This window comes from Pseudomonas sp. 14A (assembly GCF_018132745.1).
Lineage (GTDB): Bacteria > Pseudomonadota > Gammaproteobacteria > Pseudomonadales > Pseudomonadaceae > Aquipseudomonas > Aquipseudomonas mercuritolerans.
Window position 1 is genome coordinate 640,068 of sequence record NZ_JAGRQJ010000015.1, and the last position, 11,623, is coordinate 651,690.

13 protein-coding genes are annotated in these 11,623 nt (G+C 58.2%); 6 read left to right on the plus strand and 7 right to left on the minus strand.

The genetic code is table 11. The annotated features are described in order from the left end of the window. Positions 1–11: 11 nt before the first annotated feature. On the plus strand, positions 12–191 hold the full coding sequence (locus tag PS14A_RS19705; RefSeq protein ID WP_130912026.1) for a hypothetical protein: 180 nt from the start codon (positions 12–14) through the stop codon (positions 189–191). A gap of 88 nt (positions 192–279) precedes the next feature. On the opposite strand, the gene PS14A_RS19710 is transcribed toward PS14A_RS19705, so the two are convergent. After that, positions 280–906 carry a response regulator transcription factor gene (locus PS14A_RS19710; protein ID WP_130912025.1) on the minus strand — a complete coding sequence of 209 codons (627 nt, stop codon included), beginning with the start codon at positions 904–906 and terminating at the stop codon, positions 280–282. 418 nt (positions 907–1,324) lie between these two features. Here PS14A_RS19710 and PS14A_RS19715 point away from each other — a divergent pair, with 418 nt between their 5' ends. Continuing rightward, positions 1,325–2,038 (plus strand): hypothetical protein, encoded by a 714-nt coding sequence (locus PS14A_RS19715; protein ID WP_212617032.1) that lies wholly within the window; start codon positions 1,325–1,327, stop codon positions 2,036–2,038. Positions 2,039–2,160: 122 nt separating this feature from the next. Here the strand turns inward: PS14A_RS19715 and PS14A_RS19720 are convergent, their stop codons facing one another. Both PS14A_RS19720 and PS14A_RS19725 read right to left on the minus strand, forming a co-directional pair. Continuing rightward, the gene (locus PS14A_RS19720; protein WP_007953201.1) at positions 2,161–3,378 is read right to left on the minus strand and encodes an argininosuccinate synthase; all 1,218 of its coding nucleotides are present in this window, start codon (positions 3,376–3,378) and stop codon (positions 2,161–2,163) included. Positions 3,379–3,507: 129 nt separating this feature from the next. Beyond that, entirely contained in the window at positions 3,508–4,422 is a 915-nt protein-coding gene (locus PS14A_RS19725) for an OmpA family protein (RefSeq protein WP_041479867.1), read from the minus strand. A 160-nt stretch (positions 4,423–4,582) separates the two neighbouring features. Between PS14A_RS19725 and pyrC the strand changes: the two genes are divergently transcribed. Continuing rightward, a complete protein-coding gene (pyrC, locus tag PS14A_RS19730; protein WP_016773405.1) occupies positions 4,583–5,629 on the plus strand; it encodes a dihydroorotase in 1,047 nt (348 codons plus the stop codon). Beyond that, positions 5,626–6,303, plus strand: coding sequence for a ribonuclease T (gene rnt, locus PS14A_RS19735; protein ID WP_016773404.1), 678 nt, complete (start codon positions 5,626–5,628; stop codon positions 6,301–6,303). The genes pyrC and rnt overlap by 4 nt, the downstream gene beginning before the upstream one ends. Before the next feature lie 72 nt (positions 6,304–6,375). Here the strand turns inward: rnt and PS14A_RS19740 are convergent, their stop codons facing one another. Beyond that, positions 6,376–6,978, minus strand: coding sequence for a peroxiredoxin (locus PS14A_RS19740; protein WP_003227723.1), 603 nt, complete (start codon positions 6,976–6,978; stop codon positions 6,376–6,378). Positions 6,979–7,290: 312 nt separating this feature from the next. On the opposite strand from PS14A_RS19740, the gene PS14A_RS19745 reads away from it, so the two are divergent. Together PS14A_RS19745 and bfr are read left to right on the plus strand one after the other, a co-directional pair. Then, positions 7,291–7,509, plus strand: coding sequence for a bacterioferritin-associated ferredoxin (locus tag PS14A_RS19745; RefSeq protein WP_003227725.1), 219 nt, complete (start codon positions 7,291–7,293; stop codon positions 7,507–7,509). 201 nt (positions 7,510–7,710) lie between these two features. Then, a complete protein-coding gene (gene bfr, locus PS14A_RS19750) occupies positions 7,711–8,184 on the plus strand; it encodes a bacterioferritin (protein ID WP_016773403.1) in 474 nt (157 codons plus the stop codon). Between the two features lie 204 nt (positions 8,185–8,388). Here the strand turns inward: bfr and grxD are convergent, their stop codons facing one another. The 3 genes from grxD to PS14A_RS19765 form a co-directional block, all read right to left on the minus strand. Next, a complete protein-coding gene (gene grxD, locus PS14A_RS19755) occupies positions 8,389–8,730 on the minus strand; it encodes a Grx4 family monothiol glutaredoxin (RefSeq protein ID WP_016773402.1) in 342 nt (113 codons plus the stop codon). Positions 8,731–8,827: 97 nt separating this feature from the next. After that, entirely contained in the window at positions 8,828–10,933 is a 2,106-nt protein-coding gene (locus PS14A_RS19760; RefSeq protein WP_212617033.1) for a molybdopterin oxidoreductase family protein, read from the minus strand. A 135-nt stretch (positions 10,934–11,068) separates the two neighbouring features. Continuing rightward, positions 11,069–11,359 (minus strand): hypothetical protein, encoded by a 291-nt coding sequence (locus tag PS14A_RS19765; protein ID WP_186550022.1) that lies wholly within the window; start codon positions 11,357–11,359, stop codon positions 11,069–11,071. Between the last annotated feature and the right edge of the window lie 264 nt (positions 11,360–11,623).

The window sequence follows — 11,623 nt, forward strand, 5'->3', positions numbered from 1 at the left end:
GAGTCGACTTCATGAGTACCGATAAAGAACAACTGGATGTGGAAGAAGATTTTATTGTCGCTGATGCCGATGACGCGGAGCCGGTGGTGGAAGTGGCTAAAACCAACCTCAGCAAGCGTCGCACAATCGACAACCTGCTTGAGGAGCGCCGATTGCAAAGACAATTGGCCGACTACGATTTTGATCTCTGATACCTGAAGGCCTCCCTGAACGGAGGCTTTTCATTTTCTGCGACAACCGAGCTTGATCGGCCCATGACGGTCTCAGCTGTCGAATCGTTCAAACCAGGCCATTGCGCTGCGCCAACTCGATCAGATCAACCAGAGACCGCGCATTGAGTTTCAGCAACAGACGAGTCTTGTAAGTGCTCACAGTCTTGTTGCTCAAAAACATGCCGTCTGCGATCTCCTTGTTGGTCTTGCCGCGGGCCAATTGCTGCAACACCATCATCTCCCGTCCGGACAGTCGATCAACCATGTCCGCTTCACTCGCATTGCCCAGACTGGTTCGCACGGTGTGCAGCGCCTGATTAGGGAAATAGCTGTAGCCGGACAGAACAGCCTTGATCGCACTGAGCAATTCGGTGAGATCCTGTTGCTTGCATACATAACCCGCTGCGCCGGACTGCATACAGCGCATCGAAAAATGTCCCGGAGCCTGGGAAGTCAGCACCAGAACTTTCACCGGCATGGCAGTGGAAGTCAGGCGAGCAATAACTTCCAGACCATCAAGTTTTGGTATGCCTATATCGAGAATGACAAGGTCCGGCAGTTGTTCACGAGCAATTTGTAGTGCATCAACGCCATTATCCGTTTCTGCAATGACTTCGTAGCCATGCCGTTCCATCAGCATACGTACCGCAAGTCGAATGACGGGATGGTCATCCACGATCAGCACTTTATTCATGGGCAAGTCCAGTTTTCGCTGTTCGAATTTTTAGAACACGCACGATATCCCAGTCACTTGCTTCAAGGCATGGCAACTTTTACACGCACTTGCATCGAGAGACATTCCCTACAAGCATCGAGGATAATTCCCACAAATCGGCCACTCTCGACCCGTCATAACCTCCTTCCTGCCTTCCTTATGGCGGCGAAACCTGGATTGCCGTGCAGGCAAATCCTACGCATCGCTGGTCCTGCGTGACGTCCCTGCTCACAATCAATTGGACATATAAGGTAACGAACCGGCAACAAGACACGTTCGACACCACATCATTGATTCTATAAAACTTGGAAATAAACACTTGCTACTTGCATGAACGTTTTTGCTGTAAATGGAAACATTGAACTTTCAACTAAACGCAGAAGATGGAACTCAACCCATGCTGAAGATAAAAAACCAGATCACCAACCCCATGACAGTCATTGCCATATTTGCGATTCTTTCGGAAACTTCCGCTGCGGTCTCGCTGCCTTTTCTGGACAACAAGGACCGGGAAATTTACGTGTGGTTTCTGATCAGCTTTCCCTTTTATTTGTTATTTCTGTTTTTTCTCACGCTCAACTTCAATCACCGGTCGCTTTATTCGCCATCCGACTTTGGCAAAGACAAAAGCTTTTTGAAGACGACAGAGCATCAGGAGCGAGACGACAAACGCAACGCACTGCTTCGCGAAACAGGCGAGCATTGCGCTTTCGAGCTGACCAGTTGCATCGTGTCAGCCAAAACCGGCCCTGGCCGATTCCCGCGTCCATGCAGAATTCACAACGCGCCAGACCCTCCACCCGGCACCAGGCGAAGAACCGATCCGGTTGTGCAGAACATCAAGCTGTCACCCTCGGTAGGCGAACTGACCATCATCGACGCGCGAGGTATCGATGCATCAAGGGAATTCGATGCGATCCTCGAAGCGCTCAAAAACGCAGAGAGGAAACATGCGCGCGTTCTCGTATTCCTGTGCAATCACGCCTCGGATTCGCTGGCCCATTGCGCACTGCAACAGATCAGGCAGGCGAAGAAAGGCCCAGGCGCCACACTTTGCATCGTGTACAACCTGTGTTCGCAGACAGTGACATTGCTCGGCAGAACGAGCTGACACCGCGACCAAGCCTGTGTACAGACAGAACAAGGACCGGCCTGATGAACCCTACTGAAAATCCGAAAAAAAAGGCGGCCCTGAACAGGCCGCCTTTTTTAATGCGCGTCGGTCAGAGTCGCTCAGAACAACTTGCGACCCTTGTTGGCAGCAATACGCATGCGCAGCGCATTGAGCTTGATGAAGCCTGCCGCGTCGGCCTGGTTGTAAGCGCCGCCGTCTTCTTCAAAGGTCGCGATGTTGGCGTCGAACAGTGAGTCGTCGGACTTGCGGCCAGTAACGATGACGTTGCCTTTGTACAACTTCAGGCGCACTACGCCGTTCACGTTGACCTGCGAAGCGTCGATCATCTGTTGCAGCATCAGACGCTCAGGGCTCCACCAGTAACCGGTGTAGATCAGGCTGGCGTACTTGGGCATCAGCTCGTCTTTGAGGTGAGCGACTTCGCGGTCCAGAGTGATCGATTCGATGGCGCGGTGGGCGCGCAGCATGATGGTGCCGCCCGGGGTTTCGTAGCAGCCACGAGACTTCATGCCGACATAACGGTTTTCGACGATGTCGAGACGACCGATGCCGTGCTCGCCGCCGATCTTGTTCAGCGTCGCCAGTACGGTGGCCGGGGTCATTTCGACGCCGTCCAGCGCGACGATGTCGCCGTTGCGGTAGGTCAGTTCCAGGTACTGCGGGGTGTCGGGAGCCTTCTCCGGGGAGACGGTCCAGCGCCACATGTCTTCTTCGTGCTCGGTCCAGGTGTCTTCCAGCACGCCGCCTTCATAGGAGATGTGCAGCAGGTTGGCGTCCATCGAGTACGGAGATTTTTTCTTGCCGTGGCGTTCGATCGGGATCGCGTGCTTCTCGGCGTAGTCCATCAGCTTCTCGCGGGACAGCAGGTCCCACTCGCGCCAAGGGGCGATCACTTTCACGCCTGGCTTGAGCGCGTAGGCGCCCAGTTCGAAGCGCACCTGGTCGTTGCCCTTGCCGGTGGCGCCATGGGAAATGGCGTCGGCGCCGGTTTCGTTGGCGATTTCGATCAGGCGCTTGGCGATCAGCGGACGGGCGATGGAAGTACCCAGCAGGTACTCGCCTTCGTAAACGGTGTTGGCGCGGAACATCGGGAACACGAAATCACGCACGAATTCTTCGCGCAGGTCATCGATGTAGATTTCTTTGACGCCCATGGCCTGAGCCTTGGCGCGGGCCGGCTCGACCTCTTCGCCTTGACCGAGATCAGCGGTGAAGGTCACCACTTCACAGTTATAAGTATCCTGCAGCCACTTGAGGATCACCGAAGTGTCCAGGCCGCCGGAATACGCCAGAACGACCTTGTTTACGTCCGCCATGCCATCACTCCACGGGGTTCTACGGAAAGCCGGGGAGTCTACCGCTCAAACGCGATAATTTACAGAGGCGCGACAGCTTAAGACGACAAAGCGACAGAATCTGTCGAGAGCGCGACGATGACCGGCGGGTCAGGAAGTCGCTGCGGCCGTGGCCGGCGTACTCGCTTGCGGCGCCGGCGCAGGAGCCGTGGTGGGTGCCACGCGCGACAGTTTCACGTTGACCCGACGGTTCTTCGCACGATTGGCCTTGCTGGTGTTCGGCACGATCGGATACTGCTCGCCGTGGAAGCGCACGGTGATCTGCGATTCCTGAATGCCGTTGGCCTTGAAGAAATCCACCACCGCCAGCGCGCGGCGGCGCGACAGTTCGCGGTTGGTCAGACGATTGCCGCTGTTGTCGGAATGGCCGTCGAGGTCAATGTGGTTCACCGTCGGGTCGGCCTTCATGTATTCGAGCATCACTTGCAGCTTGGCCTTGGCAGCCGGGTCCAGCTCAACGCCTTCGCCGGGGAAGCCGATCTGCGACTGCTTGATCTGGTCGAAATTCTGCGGCAGCAATTTCGCCACACAGCCTTGATAGTCGTTGAACGCCTTGCTGAATTTCACCGGCAACAAACGCACTTCGGAGACGCGGCCATCGCCAGACGCACGGCGTACCACCGGGCTGCGACCATCCAGCAGACCGCTGATCAATCCCCCGGCCTGGGATTGCGAGCTGTTGAACAACACATTGCCGCTGCCCAGACGCACAGAGCCCAGATTGATGTCGCCACGCCCCGGCTGCCACGGTGCAGCGGCAGCGAGCAAGGTCGCCGAACCACCACCGAGCATGGCGTTATAGGCATTCAGGCGAAAGATCGCCTGCTCACCGGCCTTGCGCACGAACTCGCCCGAGCCGAAATCGGTGATCGGTTGCGTCAGGCGGCACTCGAACTGGTCGCCGGCGACCGTCCACTCAATGTTCTCCAGACGGGTCTGGTAGGTCAGCGCCATCGCGGGAAGGCTGGCAAACACACTGAGCAGGGCTAAATAACGCTGGCGCACGGGAGGCTCCATTGGCTTGTGAAACACAAACACCGATTCACACAATGTTTACGGCATACCTTCGGGATATCGGACGCTTGTGGCAAAACTTGATAGCGGGTGCCTGCAAGAGTCTTTTCCGGTAGCATTCGCCTCAGTTTGACCCGCCTGGAATCCCCTCATGTCCGACCGCCTGACCCTGCTGCGTCCCGACGACTGGCACATTCATCTTCGCGATGGTGCCGTGTTGACCAATACCGTTGCCGATGTGGCCCGCACCTTCGGGCGCGCGATCATCATGCCGAACCTGGTACCGCCGGTGCGCAACGCCGCTGAAGCCGACGGCTATCGCCAGCGCATTCTCGCTGCCCGCCCGGCCGGCAGTCAGTTCGAGCCGTTGATGGTGCTGTACCTCACCGATCGCACCCAACCGGAAGAAATTCGTCAGGCCAAGGCCAGCGGTTTCGTCTACGCCGCCAAGCTGTACCCGGCCGGCGCGACCACCAACTCCGATTCCGGCGTGACCAGCATCGACAAGATCTTCCCGGCGCTGGAAGCCATGGCCGAAGTCGGCATGCCGCTGTTGATCCACGGTGAAGTCACCCGTGGCGACGTCGATGTGTTCGATCGCGAAAAGATCTTCATCGACGAGCACATGCGCCGCGTGGTCGAACGCTTCCCGACGCTGAAAGTGGTGTTCGAACACATCACCACCGGCGACGCCGTGCAGTTCGTCAACGAGGCTTCGGCCAACGTCGGCGCGACCATTACCGCGCATCACCTGCTGTACAACCGCAACCACATGCTGGTCGGCGGGATTCGGCCGCACTTCTACTGCTTGCCGATTCTCAAGCGCAACACCCATCAGGAAGCCTTGCTCGACGCCGCCACCAGCGGCAGCGCCAAGTTCTTCCTCGGCACCGACTCGGCGCCCCACGCCCAGCACGCCAAGGAAGCCGCCTGCGGTTGCGCCGGTTGCTACACCGCCTACGCCGCCATCGAGATGTATGCCGAAGCGTTCGAACAGCGTAACGCGCTGGACAAGCTCGAAGCCTTCGCCAGCCTCAACGGCCCGCGTTTCTACGGCCTGCCGGCAAACACCGATCGCATCACCCTGGTCCGCGAAGAATGGACTGCCCCGACCAGCCTGCCGTTTGGCGAGCTGACCGTTATCCCGCTGCGCGCCGGTGAAAAACTGCGCTGGCGCCTGCTGGAGGAACACGCGTGAGTGAAGACAATTTCGACGATGAACTGGACGGTCAAGGTGGCGGCGGCGGTTCCCGTCATCCGATGGCAGCGCGTTTTCGCGGCTACCTGCCGGTTGTCGTCGACGTAGAAACCGGTGGCTTCAACGCAGCCACCGATGCCTTGCTGGAGATTGCCGCGACCACCATCGCCATGGATGAAAAGGGTTTCGTCTACCCGGATCACACCTACTTCTTCCGCGTCGAGCCATTCGAAGGCGCCAACGTCGAAGCGGCAGCGCTGGAGTTCACCGGGATCAAGCTCGATCATCCGCTGCGCATGGCCGTCAGCGAAGAAACCGCGCTGACCGACATCTTCCGTGGCATTCGCAAGGCGCTGAAAGCCAACGGCTGCAAGCGGGCAATTCTGGTCGGGCACAACAGCAGTTTCGACCTGGGCTTCCTCAACGCAGCAGTTGCGCGCCTGGACATGAAGCGCAACCCGTTCCACCCGTTCTCCAGTTTCGACACCGCGACCCTGGCGGGTCTGGCATACGGTCAAACCGTGCTGGCGAAAGCCTGTCAGGCGGCTGGCATCGATTTCGACGGTCGTGAAGCGCACTCGGCGCGCTACGACACCGAAAAGACCGCTGAGCTGTTCTGCGGCATCGTCAATCGCTGGAAGCAGATGGGCGGCTGGGAAGACTTCGACGACTGATCCTCGTCGAGCAAATCCCGCGCATGAAAAAACCGGCCACGTGGGCCGGTTTTTTTACCTCGACGTCGCGCCTTACAGGGCCGCAGCGTTCTCGGTCAGGTAAGCCGCAACGCCTTCCGGCGAAGCGTTCATGCCTTTGTCGCCTTTCTTCCAGTTGGCCGGGCAGACTTCGCCGTGCTCTTCGTGGAATTGCAGCGCGTCGACCAGACGGATCAGCTCTTCCATGTTACGGCCCAGCGGCAGGTCGTTGATGATCTGCGAGCGAACCACGCCTTTGTCGTCGATCAGGAACGCGCCACGGAAAGCCACGCCGCCTTCGGATTCAACGTCGTATGCCTTGGCGATGTCGTGCTTCATGTCGGCAGCCATGGTGTATTTCACCTGGCCGATGCCGCCATTGTTGACCGGGGTGTTGCGCCAGGCGTTGTGGGTGAAGTGCGAGTCGATCGACACGGCGATCACTTCAACGTTGCGTGCCTTGAAGTCAGCCATGCGGTTGTCCAGAGCGATCAGCTCGGACGGGCAGACGAAGGTGAAGTCCAGTGGGTAGAAGAACACCAGGCCGTATTTGCCTTTGATGGCCGAGGACAGGGTGAAGCTGTCAACGATCTCGCCATTGCCGAGTACGGCCGGGACGGTGAAGTCTGGGGCTTGTTTGCCTACGAGTACGCTCATTGATATCTCCTGGTGTAGAAACTTGAAGTTCAAGGTCCGGGCCAGCCTGCCACCCTCAGGCGACAGCCCTGTGACACGAACCCTCTTCGCAAGGGACGACCATCATACACTGCGTATTTGGCCTGTCCGTAACGGATTTTCCCTGTTCGGTTATCCACTGCGTATTCATGGGGTCAGACGCGCATTTGGAAAATACCGTTCGTCAGTCGCCGGCAAATAGGCTGCGAAGCGTTCCGAAAGCACTTTGACAATCATTCTCGTTAACATTAAGATCCATCGCAATTGAGTCACAACCAGCGACGGTTCTTACTTATGTATGTTTGCCTCTGCACTGGCGTCACCGACGGACAGATCCGCGAAGCGATCTATGAAGGTTGCTGTAGCTACAAAGAAGTTCGCCAGGCCACCGGCGTCGCCAGCCAGTGTGGCAAATGCGCCTGCCTTGCCAAGGAAGTGGTGCGCGAAACCCTGACCAAGCTGCAAACCGCCCAGGCCGCGATCCCTTACCCGGTAGAATTTACTGCTGCGTAAATGCCCTCATTTCAAAGAACCGGACCAGATGTCCGGTTTTTTTATGCCTGAAAATCAATTGCTTAGCGTCCAGACGCGGAACACAAACATTCTTATTCCGATTAATTTTCATTTATTATTCAATAACTTAGGTTTGACACTTATAACTGCCAAGCTCAAACTCCGCCTTATATACGGTTAATACAGGGCAGGACTCCGATCATGAAAGGCGACATTACAGTCATCCAGCATCTCAACAAGATCCTCGCCAATGAGCTGGTCGCGATCAATCAATACTTTCTGCATGCACGCATGTATGAAGATTGGGGTCTGAACAAGCTCGGCAAGCACGAATACCACGAATCCATCGACGAGATGAAACACGCGGACAAGCTGATCAAGCGCATCCTGTTCCTTGAAGGCCTGCCGAATGTGCAGGACTTGGGCAAGCTGCACATCGGCGAACACACCCGCGAGATGCTCGAATGCGACTTGCGCATCGAAAAGACCGGCCATGCCGATCTGAAAGCCGCCATCGCCCACTGCGAAACCGTTGGCGACTTCGGTAGCCGTGAACTGCTCGAAGACATTCTCGAGTCGGAAGAAGAACACATCGACTGGCTGGAAACCCAGCTCGGCCTGATCGACAAGATCGGTCTGGAAAACTATCTGCAGTCGCAGATGGGCGAAGAGTAGGAGCTGTCGGGTGAAACGAGGCTGCGATCTTTATCGATTTCAGCTTTAACTTCGCAAGAACTATGTAAACGCCAACAAAAAAGCCCCGCCCTCTTTCGAGGTGCGGGGCTTTTTGTTGGCCGAAGATCAAAAGATCGCAGCCTCGTTTCACTCGACAGCTCCTACAGGAGACGCGTCGTCGAGCGAAACTCCATGAACGCAGAATCAGGCTTCGGACTTGTTCGCCGCCGCCGCTTCGACAGCCGCCTTGATGGTGCTTTGCAGCGAACCGTCTGCAGCCATCTCGGTCATGATGTCGCTGCCGCCGACCAGCTCACCGCCGACCCACAGTTGCGGGAAAGTCGGCCAGTTGGCGTACTTTGGCAGATTGGCGCGGATTTCCGGGTTCTGCAGGATGTCCACGTACGCGAACTTTTCACCACAGGCCATCACGGCTTGCGCAGCTTTTGCGGAGAAGCCGCACTGCGGGGCATTCGGCGAGCCTTTCATGTAAAGCAGAATGGTGTTGTTGGCAATCTGCTCTTTAATCGTTTCGATGATATCCATGGAGCACCTCGGCTGAACTTTCCGACTCAGAGGTCGGCACGGTGGCGCATTGTAACGGAATCCCGAGCGCCATGCTCGGTCTCCCCGACAGACCCGCTCAAGCCGCCGCCACGGTCACCGGCACACCGTTCAACGCCGCGTTACCCGACAGTTCGTCGAGCTGGCACTCGTCGGTCAGGTCATTGGCGCTCGATCCCGGCTGGCCGCTGGCGATTGCCATCTGCACGCCCGGGCGCGCGTGCCCCCAACCGTGGGGCAGGCTGACCACGCCTTTCATCATGTCGAGACTGGCGAGCACTTCCACCTCGATCTGCCCGACCCGCGAACTCACCCGAACGCGTTGCCCATCGGCCAGACCACGGCTGGCCAGGTCATCCGGATGCATCAGCAACTGATGCCGCGGCTTGCCCTTCACCAGCCGATGAAAATTGTGCATCCACGAATTATTGCTGCGTACATGGCGGCGGCCTATCATCAACAATTCATCGGCTGCCGGCGCCTGCAACGCGGCAAAGCGTGCGAGGTCGGCGAGAATTTCCGGCGGTGCGGCCTGGATACGCTGATTCGGCGTTTTCAGACGTGACGCCAGATTCGGCTTCAGCACCCCCAGATCAATGCCGTGCGGATGATCGAACAGCGTCGCCAGCGACAGCTTGTGCTCGGATGCATCGCCATAGCGGCCCATGCGCAGGCCCATGTCGATCATCTTAGCCGGCGGCATCGTCGGTTTCAGCTCCTTGCCGGTTTTCTCGGCGAAGGCTTTGGCCAAGCCGACGAAGATCTCCCAGTCGTGCAGCGCACCCTCGGGCTTGGCGAGAATCGCGCGATTGAAGCGGGTGACGTTACGCACCGCAAACAGGTTGAAAGTGGTGTCGTAGTGATCGTTTTCCAGCGCCGAGGTCGACGGCAGGATCAGATCGGCATAGCGCGTGGTTTCGTTGATATACAGGTCGATGCTGAGCATGAAGTCGAGGCCGTCCAGCGCCTGCTCCAATTGCCGGCCGTTGGGCGTCGACAGCACCGGGTTGCCGGCGACGGTGATCAGCGCGCGGATCTGCCCCTCGCCTTCCGTGAGCATCTCTTCGGCCAGTGCCGAGACCGGCAACTCGCCGCCGTATTCCGGCCGACCGGAAACGCGGCTCTGCCATTTGTTGAAATGCCCGCCCGAGGTCGACGCCACCAGATCCACAGCGGGTTCGGTGCACAGTGCACCGCCAACGCGATCGAGATTGCCGGTGACCAGATTGATCAACTGCACCACCCAATGACAGAGGGTGCCGAAGGCCTGAGTCGAAACGCCCATGCGTCCATAGCAGACCGCACTCGGCGCAGCAGCGAAGTCGCGCGCCAGTTGGCGAATCTGTTCGGCAGGCACTGCGCAGAGCGGGCTCATCGCTTCGGCACTAAACGCAGCCACGGCGTTGCGCACCTCGTCGAGGCCATCGACCGGCAAATGGCTGTCGCGGGTCAGGCCTTCGCTGAACAGCGTATTGAGCATGCCGAACAGCAACGCCGCATCGCCACCGGGGCGGACGAAAACGTGTTGATCGGCCATCGCTGCGGTTTCGCTGCGGCGCGGATCGACCACCACCACTTTGCCGCCGCGCCCCTGAATCGCCTTCAGGCGCTTCTCGACGTCCGGCACGGTCATGATGCTGCCGTTCGACGCCAACGGATTGCCGCCGAGGATCAGCATGAAATCGGTGTGATCGATGTCCGGAATCGGCAACAGCAGACCGTGGCCGTACATCAGATAGCTGCTGAGGTGGTGCGGCAGTTGATCGACCGACGTTGCCGAGTAGCGATTGCGGGTTTTCAGCAACCCCAGGAAGTAATTGCTGTGGGTCATCAGGCCGTAGTTGTGCACGCTCGGATTGCCCTGATACACCGCAACGGCGTTCTGCCCGTGACGTTCCTGAATCGCCGCCAGTTTCTCGGCCACCAGCGCAAACGCCTCGTCCCATTCGATCGGCAGCCATTCGCTGCCGACGCGGCGCATCGGCTGACGCAGGCGATCCGGATCATTCTGAATATCTTGCAGGGCCACGGCTTTCGGGCAGATATGGCCGCGGCTGAAGGTGTCGAGGGCATCACCCTTGATCGAGGTGATCGCGACGTTGCCATCGGTTTCCGTGGTTTCGATGGTCAGGCCGCAAATGGCTTCGCACAGGTGGCATGCACGGTGGTGAAGAGTCTTGGTCATGGCCAGTCTCTGTCTTGTTCGGGAGCAGGCAATCACGCCCGCGGGAACAAAACTATGGCCCGTGCGCAGAGGCGGCGCCAGCGACGTTCGTCTTGTGAATCGACGGTTATCAGGACAGCCGATAAATCGCCGCGATCAGTTCGGCGGCAACTGCGGCGGTGCCGCCAACTGGATTTCCTGGATGGTTTCGATCTGCTCGTGGGCGACGTGCACGCCGGTGAGCTCGCCGATCAACCGCCAGTGCTCATCGAGCCCGGCGCTGATGGTGGCCATGCGATCGATCATGTGTCGGCCGGCGGATTTGACCACTTCGTCCTCACTGCGCAGCAACTCGAAAGACATCGAGGTGACGGACGCGGTGAGATGGGTCAGGGAGCGAGCCGTGTGGCCCAGCAGTTCCATTAACAGTTGTTCTTTCGATTCCATGCGGAGGCTTCCTGCGTCGCTCGAAACTTATTTATAACCCAGCACTTAGCTTTAGCAAATGTTTCAGTCTGAACATCCGACCAAGCGAATCCATGGCACTGCAATCGTCAACCGACCAGGACAGCTGCGATGCCGTCGCGGCGCATTGCCAAGCGCGGCGGGGCCAGTGTACAAAGAGGCTCGCTGCTGCACTGGACCCGGCTTCAAAATGCGCACCGATATCACTCGGTCCGCTCTCCGAATCCCGCTGAAAAAGTAGCCTAT

Coding starts and splice junctions, on each gene's coding strand:
- PS14A_RS19705 (WP_130912026.1), top strand. CDS start 12: ATGAGTACCGATAAAGAACAACTGGATGTGGAAGAAGATTTTATTGTC.
- PS14A_RS19710 (WP_130912025.1), bottom strand. CDS start 906: ATGAATAAAGTGCTGATCGTGGATGACCATCCCGTCATTCGACTTGCG.
- PS14A_RS19715 (WP_212617032.1), top strand. CDS start 1,325: ATGCTGAAGATAAAAAACCAGATCACCAACCCCATGACAGTCATTGCC.
- PS14A_RS19720 (WP_007953201.1), bottom strand. CDS start 3,378: ATGGCGGACGTAAACAAGGTCGTTCTGGCGTATTCCGGCGGCCTGGAC.
- pyrC (WP_016773405.1), top strand. CDS start 4,583: ATGTCCGACCGCCTGACCCTGCTGCGTCCCGACGACTGGCACATTCAT.
- PS14A_RS19740 (WP_003227723.1), bottom strand. CDS start 6,978: ATGAGCGTACTCGTAGGCAAACAAGCCCCAGACTTCACCGTCCCGGCC.
- PS14A_RS19745 (WP_003227725.1), top strand. CDS start 7,291: ATGTATGTTTGCCTCTGCACTGGCGTCACCGACGGACAGATCCGCGAA.
- bfr (WP_016773403.1), top strand. CDS start 7,711: ATGAAAGGCGACATTACAGTCATCCAGCATCTCAACAAGATCCTCGCC.
- grxD (WP_016773402.1), bottom strand. CDS start 8,730: ATGGATATCATCGAAACGATTAAAGAGCAGATTGCCAACAACACCATT.
- PS14A_RS19760 (WP_212617033.1), bottom strand. CDS start 10,933: ATGACCAAGACTCTTCACCACCGTGCATGCCACCTGTGCGAAGCCATT.
- PS14A_RS19765 (WP_186550022.1), bottom strand. CDS start 11,359: ATGGAATCGAAAGAACAACTGTTAATGGAACTGCTGGGCCACACGGCT.